The sequence below is a fragment of the Alloalcanivorax marinus genome, assembly GCF_016906305.1.
In the GTDB taxonomy this organism is placed as follows: Bacteria; Pseudomonadota; Gammaproteobacteria; order Pseudomonadales; family Alcanivoracaceae; genus Alloalcanivorax; species Alloalcanivorax marinus.
Genome location: NZ_JADDOL010000014.1, coordinates 37051 through 54465, shown reverse-complemented (window position 1 = coordinate 54465; position 17415 = coordinate 37051). Strand labels below are relative to the sequence as shown.

Here is a 17415-nt window from a genome sequence, read left to right as displayed (position 1 = left end):
GTAGCGGGAACCGCCGCCTAAATCATCCCGCCCGGCGCCCCGCCTGTATAGGCCGGGGGCGCGAGTGTGGTAACGTGCGCGCCATGACCCACATCGCCCCGTTCCAACGCCCCGACCTGCACTGCCACAGCCTCGCCTCCGACGGCGTTCTGGCGCCGGCGGAGCTGGTCGCCCGCGCCGCCGAGTACGGCGTCGACGCCCTGGCGCTCACCGACCACGACACCCTGGCCGGTCTGCCGGAGGCGCGCGCCGCGGCGGCGGAGCACGGTATTACCCTGATCGACGGCATCGAACTGTCGGTGCTGTGGGGGAGCCGTGAGATCCACGTGCTGGGCCTGTGGGTGGACCCGGCGTGCCCGGTGCTGGGCGCCCGGGTGACCGCCCAACTGGACGCCCGGCGGGAACGGGCCCGGCGCATCGGCGCCCGCCTGGACAAGGCCGCCCGCATCGAGGACAGCTACGCCAAGGCCTGCGAGAAGGCCGCCTCGGATACCCCCGGCCGGCCCTGGTTCGCCCGGGTACTGGTGGAGGAGGGCGTGGTGCGCGACCAGCGTCATGCTTTCAACCGCTTTCTCAAGAAAGGCCAGTCGGCGTTCGTGTCCACCCCCTGGGTGACCCTGGAGCAGGGTGTCCGGGATCTGCTGGCCGCCGGCGGCGTGCCGGTGCTGGCCCATCCCCAGGCCTACAGTCTGACCCGCAAACGCCTGCGCGAGCTGGTGCGGGATTTCCGCAACGCCGGCGGTCTGGGCATGGAGGCGGTGATGCCCGGGCTCAGCTCCCAGCAGGCCGGCCTGCTGGAGGAGTGCTGGCGGCATTTCGGCCTGGCGGTGTCCGGCGGCAGCGATTTCCACTCGCCGCAGCAGAAGTGGCTGTCCCTGGGCGGCCTGCCGCCGTTTCCGCCGGACGGCCGCGCCGTGTGGCAGTTGCCCGAGGCCGGTTACGCCACCGCCGACGCCGGTTCGGCCGACCCTGATCTGGAGGTGTCCGTATCATGACCGAAGTACTCCATATTCACCCGGAAACGCCCCAGCCGCGCCTGATCCGGCAGGCCGTGGACGTGATCCGCCAGGGCGGGCTGATCGCCTATCCCACCGACACCACCTACGCCCTGGGCTGCGGCATCGGGGAAAAAGACGCCCTGGAACGGCTGATCCGCCTGCGCCGGCTGGACGACAAGCACCAGTTCACGCTGCTGTGCCCGGACCTGTCGGTGCTGGCGGTGTTCGCCAAGGTGGACAACCCGGACTATCGCCTGCTCAAGGCGCACACCCCGGGCCCCTACACCTTTATTCTCAAGGCCACCCACGAGGTGCCCCGGCGGCTGATGCATCCGAAAAAGCGCACCATCGGCATCCGCGTGCCGGATCACCCGATCTGCCAGGCGCTGCTGGCGGAGCAAGGCGGGCCGATCATGACCTCCACCGCCCATCTGCCGGACGACGAATTTCCGCTCACCGATCCCCAGGACGTGCGGGATTTCCTCCAGGGGCAGGTGGATCTGGTCATCGACGGCGGCTTTTGCGGCGTCACCGAGACCACGGTGATCTCCCTGGCGGACGGCACCGGGCCGGAGGTGGTGCGCGAGGGCGCCGGGCCCCTCGACGCCATTTTCTGAACACCCGTAAGCCCCGGGACGGACTGGCACCGTCCCTGCAAGGCATTAATCCGGATGTTCCCCGGGCTGGCGGCGTGCCAGCCCTGTCTTTACCCCGGCGGTTCCCTTTATAATCGCCGCTTTCTTGCCGTTGCGACAGGAGTCGGCTTTTGAGTTCCGTGGTTCCCTCCCAAAGAGTGGTATCGGGTATGCGCGCCACCGGGCGCCTGCATCTGGGGCATTACCATGGCGTGCTCAAGAATTGGGCACGTTTGCAGCACGAGTACGAGTGTTTCTTTTTTGTCGCTGACTGGCACGGGCTCACCACCGAGTATGAGAACCCGCACGCCATTCAGGACCATGTCTGGGATCTGGTCATCGATTGGCTGGCCGCCGGTGTCAATCCCGGCTCCGCCACCCTGTTCATCCAGAGCCAGGTGCCGGAGCACGCGGAACTGCATCTGCTGCTGTCGATGATGACGCCGCTGTCCTGGCTGGAACGGGTGCCGACCTACAAGGACCAGCAGGAAAAACTGCGCGAGAAGGACCTGAGCACCTACGGCTTCCTGGGCTACCCGCTGCTGCAGGCCGCCGACATCCTGATCTACCGGGCCGGCCAGGTGCCAGTGGGCGCCGACCAGGTGGCCCATGTGGAGCTGACCCGGGAGGTGGCGCGCCGGTTCAACCATCTGTACGGCCGCGAGCCGGGCTTCGAGGAAGCGGTGGCGGCGGCCATCAAGAAGATGGGCAAGAAGCAGTCGCGCATCTACACCGAGAACCGCCGCAAGTATCAGGAGCAGGGCGACGAGTCGGCCCTGGAGACCGCTCGGGCCCTGGTGCAGGGCCAGCAGAACATCACCCTGGGCGACAAGGAACGCCTGAGCGGCGACCTGGAAGGCGGCGGCAAGGTGATTCTGCCGGAGCCCCAGGCCCTGCTGACGCCGGCGTCCAAGATGCCCGGGCTGGACGGTCAGAAAATGTCCAAGTCCTACGGCAACTTCATCAGTCTGCGCGAGGAGCCGGACCAGGTGGACGCCAAGATCCGGCGCATGCCCACCGACCCGGCGCGGGTGCGGCGCAGCGACCCGGGCAACCCGGACAAGTGCCCGGTGTGGGAATTCCACCAGGTGTACACCGACGACGCCACCCGCGCCTGGGTGCGCGAGGGCTGCACCTCCGCCGGCATCGGCTGCCTGGAATGCAAGAAGCCGGTGATCGAGGCGGTGCAGGAAGAGCTGGCGCCGATTCGCAAGCGCGCCGAGGAGCATTTGCGTAATCCGGATCTGGTGCGCACCATCGTGGCGGAAGGCTGCGAGGAGGCCCGCGAGGCGGCCCGCGCCACCCTCGAGGAAGTGCGCGCCGCCATGGGGCTGCACTACCGGTGAGCAGCAAGCGGGCGGTGAGTGGCCAGTGGGAGCGGCAAGTATGAACGACGTCATCGACCAGCCGGCCGCGCCCGGCGCCCGCAATCCCCTGGCGCCGGCCGGTCCGCAACAGGCGGAAATGCCGTTTGGTCTGATGTACGGGCAGGCGATCACCAAGCTGCCGGACGATCTGTACATCCCGCCGGACGCCCTGGAAGTGTTCCTGGAGGCGTTCGAGGGGCCGCTGGACCTGCTGCTGTATCTGATCAAGCGCCAGAATCTGGACATTCTGGACATCCCGGTGGCGCAGATCACCAGTCAGTACATGGAATACGTGGAACTGATGAAGGCGCTCAACCTGGAGTTGGCCGCCGAGTATCTGGTGATGGCCGCCATGCTGGGCGAGATCAAGTCGCGCAGCCTGCTGCCCCGGCCCAGCCACGATGAGGACGAGGACGCGGAGGACCCGCGCGCGGAGCTGATCCGCCGCCTGCAGGAATACGAGCGCTTCAAACAGGCCGCCGAGGACATCGACGGTCTGCCGCGCCAGGAACGGGATTTCCAGCTGGCCGCCGCGCGCCGCCCGGACTTCGTGCGCGAGCGGGCGCAGCCGGACGTGGACCTGCGCGAGCTGCTGCTGGCCTTCAAGGAGGTGCTGCACCGCGCCGACATGTTCGAGAGCCATCAGGTGTCGCGGGAGAAACTGTCCACCCGCGAGCGCATGGCCAACGTGCTGGACCGGCTCAAGGGCCGCGAGTTCGTGCCCTTCGTGGAGCTGTTCGAGGCCGAGGAAGGCCGGCTCGGCGTGGTGGTGAGTTTTCTGGCGGTGCTGGAACTGGTCAAGGGGTCGCTGATCGAGCTGATTCAGACCGAGCCGTTCAGCCCCATCCACGTGAAGGCCCGCACGCTGGTGCTGGAAGAGTCCGAGGCCCTGGCGGCGCTGGAAATCGATGACGACGAATCCGCCGACGACACGCCCGAGGACGATTGACGTGGAGCCGCAGCACATCAAGAACATTCTGGAAGCGGCGATCTTCGCCGCCGACGGCCCGCTGGACCGGGACGCGCTGCTGATGCTGTTCGACGAGGGCGAGCGGCCGGACAAGGCGACCCTGTCGAAGCTGCTGGAGGAAGTGGCCGAGGACTACGCCGGGCGCGGCGTTGAGCTGCGCGAAGTGGCGTCCGGGTTCCGTTTTCAGGTGCGCAAGGACCTGGGCCCCTGGGTCAGCCGCCTGTGGCAGGAGAAACCGCCGCGCTACAGCCGGGCGATTCTGGAAACGCTGGCCCTGGTGGCCTACCGGCAACCGATCACCCGGGGCGAAATCGAGGAGATCCGTGGCGTGTCCGTGAGCTCGCACATCATCAAGAGCCTGCTGGAACGCAATTGGGTCAGAGTGGTGGGGCACAGGGACGTGCCCGGGCGCCCGGCCATGTTCGCCACCACCCGGCAGTTCCTGGACTACTTCGACCTGAAGAGCCTGGAGGACCTGCCGCCGCTGTCCGAGATCAAGGATCTGGACAAGCTCAACGAGGAACTGGCGCTGAGCGATGCGCCGGACGAGGACGACGACCGGGAAGCGGGCACCGGCACCGCCGGTGGCGAGCCCGCCGAGCGGCTGTTCGGCGGCTACGACGAGGAGCCGGAAATCGACGATTCCACCCTGATGAGCATGGACAAGGTGGACGCGGTGAACGCCGGCTTCGAGACCGAATTCCGCCGCAAGGCCTCGCCGGAGGCGGAAAACGATGCCGCGCCGACGAAACCTGTTGCCACGGAAGTACCGGCGGCCGCCGAACAGCCGGAGGCCGCGGAAACGCCGGTGACGGAAGACGCGGAAGGCCGGCAAGGGAACGACGACGACGGCGGCGAGGCCGCCAACGAGGACGAAACATCGCGTCATGAGTGAAAAGTTGCAGAAAGTCCTGGCCCGCACCGGGCTGGGATCACGCCGTGAACTGGAGACCTGGATCGCCAACGGGCGCATCTCCGTGAACGGCAAGGTGGCGACCCTGGGCGACCGGGTGGAGCCGGAAGACACGATCAGAGTGGACGGCAGGATCATTCCAGTGAAGGCGGAAGAAGACGTAATTCGGCGCGTGATCGTTTATCACAAGCCCGCCGGTGAGGTGTGCTCGCGGAACGACCCGCAGGGGCGCCCCACGGTGTTCGACAATCTGCCCCGGTTGCAGGGCCTGCGCTGGGTGCAGGTGGGCCGGCTGGACATCAACACCACCGGCCTGATGCTGTTCACCACCGACGGCGAACTGGCGCACCGCCTGATGCACCCGTCCAACGGTTTCGTGCGCGAGTACGCCGTGCGCGTGCGCGGCGAGCTCACCGACGAGAAACGGCGGGCGATGCTCGACGGCGTGCTGCTGGAGGACGGGGTATCCCGCTTCGACAGCATCGAGGACGCCGGTGGCGGCGAAGAGGCCGCCAACCACTGGCACAAGGTCAGCCTGACCGGCGGCAAGTACCGGGAAGTGCGGCGCCTGTTCCAGTCCCAGGACCTGGAAGTGGCGCGGCTGATCCGCATCCGTTTCGGCGATCTGACGTTGCCGTCGGATCTGCGCATGGGCCGCTGGAAGGAACTCACCGCCGACGAGATCAAGCCGCTCACCGACCGGGTGGATCTGAAAGGCAAGAAGTACACCGGCCTGTACGGCCGCGCGCGCCTGCGTCACCAGCGTGGCGACAAGCCGCCGCGCAAACCCCGCCGCAATCCCTACCGGCGTTGACCGGATCGCGACCGAAGTCGCTCCTGCATCGGGGGCTCCCCGTAGGAGCGACTTCAGTCGCGATTTTTCTAAGGCAACCGCATCAACGCCCCCACCAACGCCGGTAGCGCCGTTTCCACCCGCAGAATGCGGGTCCCGAAACGGCGCGGCAGGAAGCCGTGGGCCTGGAGCAGTTCCACCTCGAACGGCGTCCAGCCGCCCTCCGGCCCGATCGCCAGGGTGGCCGGCCCGTCCAGCTCGTGGGGCAGGGCGGGGTGGTCCCCGGGGTGGGCCAGCAGGCGCGGGCCGGCGCCGGCCCAGGCGTCCAGATCGTCCTCCACGAACGGCCGGAAGCGGGGCGCCAGCACCAGTTCCGGCAGCACCGTGTCACCGGCCTGTTCCAGGCCCAGCAGCAGTTTTTCCCGGAGCAGGTCGGCCTTCAGGTTAGGCGTCCGCCAGTAGCTTTTGTCCACCTTCCAGGCGTTCACCAGCACCAGGCGTTTGATGCCCAGGCTGGCGGCGTCGATCAGCAGCCGTTTCAGCATTTTCGGCCTCGGCAGGGCCAGCAGCAGGTTCAGTCCCAGCGGCGCCGGAGGCTGAGAAACAGCTTTAAAAGAAATTACTATCTCATTGTTTTTAATGGATTCTATCCGGCCTTCCCCCAAGGGGCCGTTCAACAGGCCGGCGCGGCAGGGCGCGCCTTCGGTCAGCCCCAGCACGGTGCGTACGTGGCCGGCCTGGCGCGGGTCCAGGCGCCAGAGATGGTCGTCCAGCCGTTGATCGGGGTGCAGCAGCAGCAGATTCATGGGGCGGGATTATGGCACAGGGACTGACGCAATCCTCCCGCAACGTGGCGATTCCGGCCCTTTGCGCCGGCGCCGGGGGTTGCTAGAGTGCGCCTCGTTATTCTCGATGACGTGGAGAGACACGCATGCAGTTTCAGGGCACCGACCAGTACGTCGCCACCGAAGATCTGAAGATGGCCGTCAACGCCGCCATCGCTCTGCAGCGCCCGCTGCTGATCAAGGGCGAGCCGGGCACCGGCAAAACCCTGCTCGCCGAGCAGGTGGCCGAGTCCCTCGGCATGCCGCTGCTGTCCTGGCACATCAAGTCCACCACCAAGGCCCAGCAGGGCCTGTATGAGTACGACGCGGTGTCCCGCCTGCGCGACTCCCAGCTCGGCGCCGAGGGCGTCGAGGACGTGGCCAACTACATCAAGAAGGGCAAGCTGTGGGAGGCGTTCGCCGCCGACGACCAGGTGGTGCTGCTGATCGACGAGATCGACAAGGCCGACATCGAGTTCCCCAACGATCTGCTGCAGGAACTGGATCGCATGGAGTTCTTCGTCTACGAGACCGGGGAAACCGTGCGCGCCGAGAAACGCCCGATCGTGATCATCACCTCCAACAACGAGAAGGAGCTGCCCGACGCCTTCCTGCGCCGCTGCTTCTTCCACTACATCAATTTCCCCGACGCCAAAACCATGCAGGCGATCGTCGATGTGCACTTCCCGGAGATCAAGAAGGAACTGGTCAGCGAAGCACTGGAGATCTTCTTCGATCTGCGCAAGGTGCCGGGCATGAAGAAGAAGCCCTCCACCAGTGAGCTGATCGACTGGCTCAAGCTGCTGATGGCCGACGACATTCCCCAGGACATCCTGCGCAACCGCGACACCAAGAGCGCGGTACCGCCGCTGTACGGCGCCCTGGTGAAGAACGAGGCCGACGTGCAGCTGCTGGAACGGCTGGCCTTCATGAGCCGCCGCGAACGCTGATCCCGGAGAAGCGTTTATGCTGATCGGTTTTTTCGAGGACCTGCGCGCCCACCGCGTGCCGGTGAGCCTGCGCGAACTGCTGGACCTGTTCGACGCGCTCAAGCACCACGTGGCGTTCGGCTCCATCGAGGACTTCTACATGCTGTCCCGGGCGGTGATGGTCAAGGACGAGAAGTACTATGACCGCTTCGACCGCGCCTTCGCCCATTACTTCGAGGGCCTGGAAAGCATCGAGCCGGACTGGCTGAGCCGCACCATCCCCGAGGAATGGCTGCGCGCCCAGCTGGAGAAGACCCTGTCCGCCGAGGAGCGGGAGAAACTGCAGGGTCTGGGCAGCCTGGAGAAGATCCTCGACGAACTGCGCAAGCGCCTGGAAGAGCAGGAAAAGCGCCACCAGGGCGGCAACAAGTGGGTCGGCACCGGCGGCACCAGCCCGTTCGGTGGTTACGGGGAAAACCCGGAAGGCATCCGCATGGTCGGCCCGTCGCGCAACAAGAGCGCGGTGAAGGTCTGGGAAAAGCGGGAGTTCCGCAACCTGGACGACTCCGTGGAGCTGGGCATCCGCAACATCAAGCTGGCCCTGCGCCGGCTGCGCAAGTTCGCCCGCACCGGCCGCGACGACGAGCTGGACATGGACGACACCATCCGCTCCACCGCCCGCAACGCCGGCCTGCTCGACATCAAGATGCGCCCGGAGAAGGAAAATCGGGTCAAGGTGCTGCTGTTCTTCGACATCGGCGGCTCCATGGACCCCTACATCAAGATGTGCGAGGAGCTGTTCTCCGCCGCCCGGCTGGAGTTCAAGCACATGGAGTATTTCTACTTCCACAACTTCATCTACGAATACGTGTGGAAGGACAACCGCCGCCGCTGGGACGAGAAGGTCTCCACCTGGGACGTGCTGCACAAGTACGGCAGCGACTACAAGGTGATCTTCATCGGCGACGCCGCCATGAGCCCCTACGAGGTGAACTCGGTGGGCGGCTCCGTGGAGCACTGGAACGACGAGCCCGGCGCGGTCTGGTTCCAGCGCATCATGGACACCTACGAAAAGGTGATCTGGCTGAACCCGGAACCGGAACGGGCCTGGCAGATGACCACCTCCACCCAGTGGATCAAGCAGCTCGCCGACCAGCGCATGTTTCCGCTCACCCTGGAGGGCATCGAGCGGGCCATGCGGTACCTGAGCAAATGAATCGCGGCTATCGCGGCTGAAGCGGTACGCTCGTCAGCCGCGAACCCCTTAAGCTTTCCTTAAGCCACTGGCCGGGTCTCTGCGCTAATCTGTCCGTTTCTCGGACTCGAACAAGGACCCGGAATGAACCAACGCCTGCCGCGCCTGCTGGCGCTCGCCCTCTGCGCCGGCCTGCCCGCGCTCACCCTTGCCGACGTGGACAAGGTCTATTCGCCCCGTATCCAGGCCGGCGACCTGGAACTGGAGACCCGCGGCACCTACCTGGACGACGACCAGCCGGAGGACGGCCGCTGGCTGCAGAAATTCTCCCTGGGCTACGCCTTCAGCGACCGCTTCGCCCTGGAAGCCTATCTGAACACCGAGAAGCTGCCCGGCGAGGACTTCGAACTGGAAGCCTATGAACTGGAAGGGCGCTTCAACCTGTTCCAGAACCGGGACCACGCGCTGGCCCTGCTCGGCGAGGTGGAAAAGGAGCGCGAGGACGATGTCTGGGAATACAAGATCGGCCCGCTTTACGAGCAGCGACTGCCGGCGGACTGGCGGCTGCGGCTGAACGCCTTCGCCGAGAAGCAGGACGGCGCCGACGCCGAGGAAGACGAGATCGAATACTCCGGCGCCGCCCAGCTGGCCTGGCTGGCCGACGACGAGCTGGCGCCGGCCCTGGAATATTACGGCGAAAGCGGCAACCACGGCGCCGGGCCGGTGCTGCTCGGCGAGTTCGAGCTGGGCGGCCATGAGCTGGAATGGGAAGCCGGCGCCATCTTCGGTCTTTCCGACGGCGCCGACGACGTGGTCTATCGCTGGTCCCTGGAAGCGGAGTTCTGAGCGGGCGCCGCCGGCGCTTTCACCAGCTTGAGGGCGCCAATGCTCAGCAGCACCACCGCCATGCCCAGCCACTGAACCGGCCCCAGGTGTTCGTCCGGGAACAGCGCCAGCGCGGCGGTGACCGTGACCACCGGGCCGAACATGGCCACCACCGCCGCCTCGGAGGCATTGGCCCGGTGAAAGCCCTCGAACAGCAGGAAGAAGGGCAGCACCGTGGACAGCACCACCAGCACCACCATCCAGCCCAGCGCCGGCGCGCTCAGCACCAGGTCGGCGGCGGGAATGCCCGGCAGCAGCCCCACCGCCATGAACACCAGGGTGAAGCTGTTCGACACCTGATTGAAGCGCACCGAGCCCAGCGGTTTCATCAGCCCCTGACCGAGGGTCAGGAAGCTGGCGTAGCAGGCCGCCGCGCCGAGCCCGTAGAGCACGCCGTGGGCCGTCACCCGGCCGGCCTGCCAGCCGGGCAGCAACAGCAGGGCGATGCCGGTCCAGGCGCCGGCGAACACCAGGGCATGCAGGGGCGATGGCAGGCGCCGGGCCCGGGCCGCGTCCAGCAGCATCACCAGCGCCGGGAACAGGTACAGCAGCATCCGTGACAGGCTGGCGCCGAGTTCGTGGATGGCGTTGAAATCGCACCAGGTACTGAAGAAGAACAGCAGGCCGCTGACCCCGCACCACAGCCACTGCCGGCCGCTGAGCCGGGCCTTGGGCCGGTGCCGGTTAAGCCACAGGGCGCCCAGCCAGAACAGTGGCACCGCCAGCACGAAGCGCCAGATCAGCAGCACGTCCACGGACACGCCGTATTGGTATACCAAACGGGCAAAAATGCCCTTGAAGGCCATGGCGAAGGTGGCCAGGGCCACCAGCATCAGGCCCGACTGCCAGAAGGCACGCTGCGTCATCGGAAGGCTCGCAAGAGAGAAAGGTCAGGACGAAGCGGCCCATGGTCCGCCTGTGGGGCGGGGAAATCCAATGAAAAGCGGGACTGCCCTGGATTCCTGGCGGGAATGGGGAAATAGAAAAACGATAAAAATCATGACTGAAAAGGACAAACGTAAAATTCACCTCGGCGCCTTTTAACAATTGGCCGCGGTATTGCATAGTATCGACCATTGCCCGGGCGGCCCCTCGTCAGCCCGATTTTCGCCTTTTCCCGGAGCGGACGGCCATGCGTCTGTTTGCCTTATTGCTGAGTGTTTGTCTGATCGGCGCCGCCCACGGCGAGCGTTTCTTCGGCGACTTCGATGTGATCGGCGAGCCGGTGGTGGGCGGTAACCGTGGCCTGATCGAGGAGATGAACCGGGACCGGCTCAGCGTCAACGCCGACGCCGGCACCGAGTTCCAGTTGCCGGTGCGCTATTTCTCCCCACGGCTGATGGCCCGCAGCCAGACCCGGCTGTCGGCCCTGTTTCCCGCCGATACAGTGGCACAGCGGGACCGCATGATGCGCGGGCAGGGCAGTTCACTCACCGAGGCCGGGCTGACCCTGGACCGGTTGTTCGGGCCCCGGCGTGACTATCGCTTCGACGCCGTGTTCAAGGCCCGCCGGGAAATGCTCTACCAGTACACCCAGCCCGCCGAAGCGGCGTTCAATCCCTTTTTCGAGGCACCGGGCACGCTCACCGAGAGCGAGGGCTTCAACATCAACGCCGGCCTGAAGAAGACGTTCGGGGACCTGGACATGGCCATGCGGGTGGAGCGCCTGTTCCCGCACCGGGACGACGGCCGGCTGGTCTCCAGCCCCTATCGCACCTCGGCCCTGGCCACCCTGGCCACCTATCTGGACCCGGCCTGGTGGTGGCCCGGCGCCCGCCTCAACATCAACATCGATGCCCGGGACGCCTTCAACGAGGACGACGACGCCCGCTTCGCCGGCGCCAACCTGTCGTTCGACACCTTCGGGCCGGCCTCCCTGCGGGTCGGCTACCGCCATGATCTGATCGATCACCTGGACACCTCGGCCACCGTGGGGCTGGGTTTCTCCCTGTTCGAGCATCTGAACTTCGACATCTCCGGCATTCGCAATCCCGACGATACCTACGGCGTGCTGGCGCGGCTGCTGGTCACCCAGCTCTGATCCAGGCGCCGGGACTTGAGTCGGCGCCCCCGAAAAGGCATGGTTCATGCCCCACTTGCCCGCACGGACCCCGCCATGGCCAGCTCCCGACATCACGCCATTGATCTGGACTTCGACCGCGACCATCTCTGGCACCCCTATACCTCCACCTCCCAGCCGCTGCCGGTGTACCCGGTGGCCCGGGCCGAGGGGGTCTATCTGGAACTGGAAGACGGCCGCCGGCTGATCGACGGCATGTCTTCCTGGTGGGCGGCGATCCACGGCTACAATCATCCGCGTCTGAACCAGGCCGCCAAGGACCAGATCGACCGCATGGCCCACGTCATGTTCGGTGGCTTGACGCACGAACCAGCGGTGGAACTGGGCAAGAAGCTGGTGGCGCTGACCCCGGACCCGTTGAACAAGGTGTTCCTGGCGGACAGCGGCTCGGTGTCCGTGGAGGTGGCGATCAAGATGGCGCTGCAGTACTGGCTGAGCCAGGGCCAAGGCGAGAAGCACCGGCTGATCGCCCTGCGCAACGGCTATCACGGCGACACCTTCGGGGCCATGGCCACCTGCGACCCGGTCAACGGCATGCACCACCTGTTCAGCAAGGTGCTGCCCCACCACCTGTTCGCCGACGCGCCGACCGTGGGCTACCACGATGAATGGGACGAGCGCGATCTCGATTCCCTGCGCACCCTGCTGGAAGGGCACGCCCACGAGGTGGCGGCGGTGATCCTGGAGCCCATCGTTCAGGGCGCCGGCGGCATGCGGCTTTACCACCCGGAGTACCTGCGCGGCGCCCGGCGCCTGTGCGACGAGCACGGCGTGCTGCTGATCTTCGACGAAATCGCCACCGGCTTCGGCCGCTCCGGCGAGCTGTTCGCCCTGGAGCACGCCGGCATCTGCCCGGACATTCTTTGCCTGGGCAAGGCCCTCACCGGCGGCTATATGACCCTGGCGGCCACCCTGTGCAGCGACCGGGTGGCCGCCGGCATCTGCGACGGCGAAGCCGGCGTGCTGATGCACGGGCCCACCTTCATGGGCAACCCGCTGGCCTGCGCGGTGGCCAACGCCAGCATTGATCTGCTGCTGGAGAGCGACTGGCGCGGCCGGGTGGCCGGCATCCAATCGCAACTGCGCCGCGAACTGGAACCCTGCCGCTGCCTGCCCGGCGTCGCCGACGTGCGCGCCCTGGGCGCCATCGGCGTGCTGGAACTGGAACAGCCCCGCGACGTGGCCGCCACCCAGAAAATGCTGGTGGAGCGGGGCGTCTGGATCCGCCCCTTCGGCAAGCTGGTCTATATCATGCCGCCCTACGGCATCGAGCCGGAGCAGCTCAGCCGGCTGGTGGACGCCATGGCGGCGGTGGCCACCGGCTGAGCGGCGAAAGAGAAGGGGATATCAGTCCGCCGGATCCGGCGCCTGCGCCCGGGCTTCCAGGTCCAGGCGCGTGACGAAATCGTCCAGCAACGCCTCCACGTGCTCACGGCTGTCGCCGTGCAGCCGCAGCAGGCCGAGCAGCCGGCAACGGCGATCCACCGGCACCCGCCAGCCGGCCAGGCCCCGTTCGGTCCGCCGGATCAGCAAGGTTTCCACGTCCGGGCGCAGAGGGCGCAGGGCCGGGTTGGCGTCGCGGAGCCGGTACCAGGGATTGAGCGGCAGCGTATCTTGCCGCACGCCCCGCGGGCCGGCCCGGGACACCGAGAGACAGGACGCCCCCGTGCGGGGGGAGAGAAAGGACACCGGCCAGTTGGGCCCCGGTTCCACGCGGTGGTCGTCGTCCAGCGCCCCGGCGCGCAGGGCGGGCAGGGCGACGACCCGCCGGGGTACCCGCAGATAGCGGCGCCCGGCCCCCTGTTCCAGCAGCGCCGCGCACACCTGGCAACTGCACAGAAGCCGCTGGCTGCGGCGCTCCAGCAGATGTCCGTGCGCGGCGTCCAGTTCACTGCCGCACAGATCGCAACAGTGGCTGAGGTCCGGATCCAGGGACAGGGGCCGGGTCACCGGCAGCCTATAGCCGGGCAGGGCGCAGCCGATGCGGGCGAGGCAGACCGCGCTCTGATCGGGGGCGGCGGAGGAGACCGCCGCCCGGGCATCGTCAAGGAAGAACGTTTCTGAAGCGTCGGAGTGCTGTGGGTGCGACATGGGTCGTGCCTCCTTTTTTTCGCGCTGAGTCCGTTCTTGTCGTCGCGGCGAGAACGTTCAAGCGTAAGGAAGCGGCTCCGGCGGCACCAGCCGGTCAGTCTCCTAGGTATTCTCCCCTATCGTCGTCCAGGGACAGGCGGTAAACGCCGCAAAGCACCGCCAGGGTGAGCAGGTCGCTGGTGGACCGGGCCTGCATCTTCAGCATCACGTGTTTGCGGTGATGCTCCACGGTGCGCGGGCTGATCATCAGGTGACGGGCGATCACCTTGTTGGCGCAACCGGCCACCACCAGCTGCAGCACTTCCTGTTCGCGCGGCGTCAGTTCGGCGAAGCGGCGCCGGGCCTCCCGTTCGTCCCGGGCACGCTGGCGGTTTTCCCGCTCCAGGCGCAGGGCCTTGCGCACGCAGGCCAGTAAATCCTCTTCCCGGAACGGCTTGCGCAGGAAATCCAGCGCCCCGCGCTTCAGGGCCTTCACCGCCGTGTCGGTGTCGCCGTGGCCGGTGATGAAAATTACCGGCAAGGAGCAGTGCCGTTCGTTGAGCCATTGCTGAAAGCCCAGCCCGTCCAGGTCCGGCATGCGCAGATCGGTGATCAGGCAGCCGCCCTGGTCCGGGTCCAGCGCCTCCATGCACTGCCGCGCGCGGGGGTACTGCCGCACCGGCAACCCCAGCACTTCCAGGGCGCGGCCGATGGCGGCCAGAAACGGCGGATCATCGTCCACCACATGTATGATCTGTTCCGCTTCAGTGTTCATGGTCCCCCCGCGCCGAGGCGGGGAGTGTGAAACAGAAACGCGCGCCGGACGGCGGTCGCTCTGCCCACAGCTCACCACCGTGGGCCTCGATGATGTTTTGACTGATCGCCAGGCCCATGCCCATGCCACCGGCTTTATTGGTCTGGAACGGGTTGAACAGACGATCAAGAATGTCCGTGCTGACGCCCGGACCGGTATCTTCCACACTGACCAGGATGTGGCCTTGCCGATCGGTGCGAGCCCGGATGCTCAGACGCGCCTCGTCCAGGCCGGCCATGGCCTCGATGCTGTTGTGGGTCAGATTGACCAGCACCTGGCCGATCTGAATCACGTTCACGTGTACCGGCGGCAGCGTGTCGGCGATGTCCAGGGTCAGCGCCACGTCGTTGTCCCGGGCGTTGGCGTCGATCAGGGCCAGTACCGTGTCCACCACTTGCTCCAGCGGCACGGTGCGACGGGCCGCCTGGGCGTCCCGCTCGCCGTCCTTGAGGAACTCACGCAGCTGCCCGATCACGCCGCTGGCGTACAACGCCGCTTCCCGGGCCTGGGACAGGGCTTCGGAACATTCATCCCGGTCGGCACGGCCTTCGCTGAGAAAGCGCAACGCTGCGTCGCAGCTCAGCACCACCGTGCCCAGCGGCTGGTTCAGTTCGTGGGCCAGGCTGGCGGCGAATTCACCGGCCATGTTGCGGCGCGCCAAGTGGGTGAGCTGAGACTGCAGGTAACGCTGCTGACGGGCGGAACTGTGTTCCTCGGAAACGTCGATCAGGCTGAGCCGGGCAGGGTGGTCGCCACTGGCGACCCCCCTGAGCCATACGGTCAGGTCCTCGCCGTGTCGGCTGTGCACGCGCACGTACAGCTTTTCCATCCGGTCGCTCTCGCGCAACCGTCGAAGGTAGCGATCGAAATACTGCTGGTCGGCGTCGACCACCCAATCGGCGAATGGCCGGCCGGTCATGCCTTCGGCATCCTGCGCAAAGAGCGCGGCGCCGGTTTGATTGATGCGTTCAATGCTCCCCGACGCATCGAGAAGCAGGTAACCCAACGGCGCATTATCAAACAGATCCTGATAATCCAGCGGGGGTTGGAGGGGGTGTTCCATAGGCCATCCAGGGCCGGAAAAAGTGCGTGGACTATCTCACAGTTTCTTCACGCCGGAAAACCGACCCGTTCCGCGAAACCCCGGCGAGCAGGGCGGCCGGCCCCGAAAGCGGGCGGGGCAGGGGGCTACAGCGGCAAACGGCAAAGGTAAATCTCCGTAAAAGGGTGCCTGGAGTGTGTTCTTTGCCGCCGACAGGGCGCCGGCGGCCGGCCTCTCAGGCCTCCTCGGCGATCCGGAACGAGGCCACCAGGCTCTTCAGCCGCGCCGCCTGATCCTCCAGGGAGGCGGCGGCGCTGCTGGATTCCTGCACCAGGGCGGCGTTCTGCTGGGTGGTGGTGTCGATCTCCGTCACCGCCACGCTGATCTGCTGGATGCCGCCGATCTGCTCGCCGGTGGCCGAGGCCACCTCCTTCATCAGGCCGGCCAGTTCCTCGATGCCCTTGACCGCGCTTTCCAGGGTGACGCCGCTGCGGGTGGCCTGGGCGGCGCAGGACTCGATCTGGGTCCGGGTGTCCTCCAGCAGGGCGCGGATTTCTCCGGACGATGACGCCGCCCGCGCCGCCAGGTTGCGCACCTCGCTGGCCACCACCGCGAAACCCCGACCTTTCTCGCCGGCCCGGGCGGCCTCCACCGAGGCATTCAGCGCCAGGATGTTGGTCTGAAAGGATATGCCGTCAATGGTCTCGATGATGCTGTTCATTCGCGCCGAACGGCTGGCGATCTCCTGCATCAAGCGGATGCTCTCGCGCACCTCCTCGCCACTGGCCCGGGCGCTCCGGGAGGCGCCGCTGGCCAGTTCGTCCGCCCGCCGGGTGGACTGCTCGTTGTTGCTGGCCGTGGCGGTGATTTCCTCCATGCTGGCGGCGGTTTCCTGGAGTGCCGTCGCCTGCTGCTCGGTGCGCGAGGACAGATCCTCGGCGCCGGCGGCGATCTCATTGGCGCCGATATAAACATTCTCGCTGGCGCCACGCAGTGACGACACCAGACCGGTGAGCGCGTCCTGCATATCGGCCATGGCCCGCAGCAACTGGGCCGGCTCGTCACGGCCCTCGGCGACGATGGCCTGGCGCAGATCCCCCTCGGCGACCCGGCGCGCCACGCTCAGGGCGCGGCCCAGGGGGCGGGTGATGCCCCGGGTGATCACCACCGCCAGAATCACGGCGATGATCAACGCCACCGCCGTGAACAGCAGCACGCCGGTGACCGTGCTGGTCACCACCGAGGTGAGGGTGTCGCCCAGCTTATCCAGCTCGGCCATGGCCCGGGTGGCGATGGCCTCGGCGGATTCCTCCAGTTGGTAAATGCCCTGCTTGGATTCCGAGAACGCCCGGTTGGCGGCCCCGGTGGTGTCGAACTCACCGGCCACCAGACGCGCATGAATGCCGCTGAAATCCTCCCGGTAGGCGGTCAGCCCGGTCAGGGCATCCTGGTACAGGCGCTTCATCTCCGGGGCCCGGGCCAGCAACAGACCGTCCCGCAGCGTGGTATCCAAGGCATCCATGGACGAGGCCCATTTCTGGAAATACTCACCGGAGCGTTCCGGCTGATCCATATTGATCAGCACATCCTTTTCGTAACGCCGACCCTCCAGCGCCAGCAGCCGTACACGGCCGGCATTGGTGGCCAGCGCGCCGTCGGTTCGCAGCGCCGTATGGGTGGTCTCGGACACCGTGAATACGCCGAACATGCCGGTCGCGGCCACGGCGGCGAGCAACAGAAGGACAACCGCGAAAGCGCCACCCAGGCGGGCGCCGATCCTGAACCGGTTCAACATGGGAACTCCAAAAACGGGCAAGGTGTGATTGTTTTTCGACCGCCGCGGGCGCCCCTTGAGGTGGGCGCTTCCGGTAACGAGAGGTTTCTCCTTTTTGTCCCGTTA

17 protein-coding genes are annotated in these 17415 nt (G+C 66.7%); 11 read left to right on the top strand and 6 right to left on the bottom strand.

What is annotated here, in order from left to right; all coding sequences use genetic code 11:
- The first annotated feature begins 83 nt into the window (after positions 1–83).
- From IM760_RS12605 to rluB, 6 genes are all read left to right on the top strand, one after another.
- Positions 84–995 carry a PHP domain-containing protein gene (locus IM760_RS12605; RefSeq protein ID WP_204429799.1) on the top strand — a complete coding sequence of 304 codons (912 nt, stop codon included), beginning with the start codon at positions 84–86 and terminating at the stop codon, positions 993–995.
- Positions 992–1615 carry an L-threonylcarbamoyladenylate synthase gene (locus IM760_RS12600; RefSeq protein ID WP_204429798.1) on the top strand — a complete coding sequence of 208 codons (624 nt, stop codon included), beginning with the start codon at positions 992–994 and terminating at the stop codon, positions 1613–1615. Before IM760_RS12605 ends, IM760_RS12600 begins: the two co-directional genes overlap by 4 nt.
- Before the next feature lie 149 nt (positions 1616–1764).
- On the top strand, positions 1765–2979 hold the full coding sequence (locus tag IM760_RS12595) for a tryptophan--tRNA ligase (protein ID WP_204429795.1): 1215 nt from the start codon (positions 1765–1767) through the stop codon (positions 2977–2979).
- Positions 2980–3019: 40 nt separating this feature from the next.
- Positions 3020–3949 (top strand): segregation and condensation protein A, encoded by a 930-nt coding sequence (locus tag IM760_RS12590; protein ID WP_204429794.1) that lies wholly within the window; start codon positions 3020–3022, stop codon positions 3947–3949.
- A gap of 1 nt (position 3950) precedes the next feature.
- Entirely contained in the window at positions 3951–4865 is a 915-nt protein-coding gene (gene scpB / locus IM760_RS12585; protein WP_204429790.1) for an SMC-Scp complex subunit ScpB, read from the top strand.
- Complete coding sequence (rluB, locus tag IM760_RS12580) at positions 4858–5697, top strand: 23S rRNA pseudouridine(2605) synthase RluB (protein WP_204429783.1); 840 nt, start codon at positions 4858–4860, stop codon at positions 5695–5697. The genes scpB and rluB overlap by 8 nt, the downstream gene beginning before the upstream one ends.
- Positions 5698–5765: 68 nt before the next feature.
- Here the strand turns inward: rluB and IM760_RS12575 are convergent, their stop codons facing one another.
- Positions 5766–6482 (bottom strand): 16S rRNA (uracil(1498)-N(3))-methyltransferase, encoded by a 717-nt coding sequence (locus IM760_RS12575; RefSeq protein ID WP_204429781.1) that lies wholly within the window; start codon positions 6480–6482, stop codon positions 5766–5768.
- 125 nt (positions 6483–6607) lie between these two features.
- On the opposite strand from IM760_RS12575, the gene IM760_RS12570 reads away from it, so the two are divergent.
- From IM760_RS12570 to IM760_RS12560, 3 genes are all read left to right on the top strand, one after another.
- The gene (locus IM760_RS12570) at positions 6608–7450 is read left to right on the top strand and encodes an AAA family ATPase (RefSeq protein WP_204429780.1); all 843 of its coding nucleotides are present in this window, start codon (positions 6608–6610) and stop codon (positions 7448–7450) included.
- A gap of 16 nt (positions 7451–7466) precedes the next feature.
- Positions 7467–8645 (top strand): vWA domain-containing protein, encoded by a 1179-nt coding sequence (locus IM760_RS12565; RefSeq protein WP_204429779.1) that lies wholly within the window; start codon positions 7467–7469, stop codon positions 8643–8645.
- Positions 8646–8768: 123 nt separating this feature from the next.
- A complete protein-coding gene (locus tag IM760_RS12560) occupies positions 8769–9470 on the top strand; it encodes a hypothetical protein (RefSeq protein WP_204429778.1) in 702 nt (233 codons plus the stop codon).
- Here the strand turns inward: IM760_RS12560 and IM760_RS12555 are convergent.
- Entirely contained in the window at positions 9440–10375 is a 936-nt protein-coding gene (locus IM760_RS12555; RefSeq protein WP_204429777.1) for a DMT family transporter, read from the bottom strand. The two genes, IM760_RS12560 and IM760_RS12555, sit on opposite strands and share 31 nt — an antisense overlap.
- A 266-nt stretch (positions 10376–10641) precedes the next feature.
- Here IM760_RS12555 and IM760_RS12550 point away from each other — a divergent pair, with 266 nt between their 5' ends.
- Both IM760_RS12550 and bioA read left to right on the top strand, forming a co-directional pair.
- The gene (locus IM760_RS12550) at positions 10642–11550 is read left to right on the top strand and encodes a hypothetical protein (protein ID WP_204429775.1); all 909 of its coding nucleotides are present in this window, start codon (positions 10642–10644) and stop codon (positions 11548–11550) included.
- Positions 11551–11625: 75 nt separating this feature from the next.
- On the top strand, positions 11626–12915 hold the full coding sequence (bioA, locus tag IM760_RS12545) for an adenosylmethionine--8-amino-7-oxononanoate transaminase (RefSeq protein WP_204429773.1): 1290 nt from the start codon (positions 11626–11628) through the stop codon (positions 12913–12915).
- A gap of 21 nt (positions 12916–12936) precedes the next feature.
- Here bioA and IM760_RS12540 read toward each other — a convergent pair whose 3' ends face one another.
- From IM760_RS12540 to IM760_RS12525, 4 genes are all read right to left on the bottom strand, one after another.
- The gene (locus tag IM760_RS12540) at positions 12937–13680 is read right to left on the bottom strand and encodes a DUF5947 family protein (RefSeq protein ID WP_204429771.1); all 744 of its coding nucleotides are present in this window, start codon (positions 13678–13680) and stop codon (positions 12937–12939) included.
- A gap of 94 nt (positions 13681–13774) precedes the next feature.
- Positions 13775–14434, bottom strand: a complete 660-nt coding sequence (locus IM760_RS12535) for a response regulator transcription factor (RefSeq protein WP_204429769.1) — start codon at positions 14432–14434, stop codon at positions 13775–13777.
- Positions 14424–15536 carry an ATP-binding protein gene (locus IM760_RS12530; protein WP_204429767.1) on the bottom strand — a complete coding sequence of 371 codons (1113 nt, stop codon included), beginning with the start codon at positions 15534–15536 and terminating at the stop codon, positions 14424–14426. The genes IM760_RS12535 and IM760_RS12530 overlap by 11 nt, the downstream gene beginning before the upstream one ends.
- Before the next feature lie 214 nt (positions 15537–15750).
- Positions 15751–17310: a methyl-accepting chemotaxis protein gene (locus tag IM760_RS12525; RefSeq protein WP_204429761.1), complete on the bottom strand. Its 1560-nt coding sequence runs from the start codon at positions 17308–17310 to the stop codon at positions 15751–15753.
- Positions 17311–17415: the final 105 nt, after the last annotated feature.

Excerpts from the sequence above, each read along its gene's own strand:
- IM760_RS12605 (WP_204429799.1), top strand. The coding sequence starts at position 84 with ATGACCCACATCGCCCCGTTCCAACGCCCCGACCTGCACTGCCACAGC.
- IM760_RS12600 (WP_204429798.1), top strand. The coding sequence starts at position 992 with ATGACCGAAGTACTCCATATTCACCCGGAAACGCCCCAGCCGCGCCTG.
- IM760_RS12590 (WP_204429794.1), top strand. The coding sequence starts at position 3,020 with ATGAACGACGTCATCGACCAGCCGGCCGCGCCCGGCGCCCGCAATCCC.
- rluB (WP_204429783.1), top strand. The coding sequence starts at position 4,858 with ATGAGTGAAAAGTTGCAGAAAGTCCTGGCCCGCACCGGGCTGGGATCA.
- IM760_RS12575 (WP_204429781.1), bottom strand. The coding sequence starts at position 6,482 with ATGAATCTGCTGCTGCTGCACCCCGATCAACGGCTGGACGACCATCTC.
- IM760_RS12570 (WP_204429780.1), top strand. The coding sequence starts at position 6,608 with ATGCAGTTTCAGGGCACCGACCAGTACGTCGCCACCGAAGATCTGAAG.
- IM760_RS12565 (WP_204429779.1), top strand. The coding sequence starts at position 7,467 with ATGCTGATCGGTTTTTTCGAGGACCTGCGCGCCCACCGCGTGCCGGTG.
- IM760_RS12560 (WP_204429778.1), top strand. The coding sequence starts at position 8,769 with ATGAACCAACGCCTGCCGCGCCTGCTGGCGCTCGCCCTCTGCGCCGGC.
- IM760_RS12555 (WP_204429777.1), bottom strand. The coding sequence starts at position 10,375 with ATGACGCAGCGTGCCTTCTGGCAGTCGGGCCTGATGCTGGTGGCCCTG.
- IM760_RS12550 (WP_204429775.1), top strand. The coding sequence starts at position 10,642 with ATGCGTCTGTTTGCCTTATTGCTGAGTGTTTGTCTGATCGGCGCCGCC.
- bioA (WP_204429773.1), top strand. The coding sequence starts at position 11,626 with ATGGCCAGCTCCCGACATCACGCCATTGATCTGGACTTCGACCGCGAC.
- IM760_RS12540 (WP_204429771.1), bottom strand. The coding sequence starts at position 13,680 with ATGTCGCACCCACAGCACTCCGACGCTTCAGAAACGTTCTTCCTTGAC.
- IM760_RS12535 (WP_204429769.1), bottom strand. The coding sequence starts at position 14,434 with ATGAACACTGAAGCGGAACAGATCATACATGTGGTGGACGATGATCCG.
- IM760_RS12530 (WP_204429767.1), bottom strand. The coding sequence starts at position 15,536 with ATGGAACACCCCCTCCAACCCCCGCTGGATTATCAGGATCTGTTTGAT.
- IM760_RS12525 (WP_204429761.1), bottom strand. The coding sequence starts at position 17,310 with ATGTTGAACCGGTTCAGGATCGGCGCCCGCCTGGGTGGCGCTTTCGCG.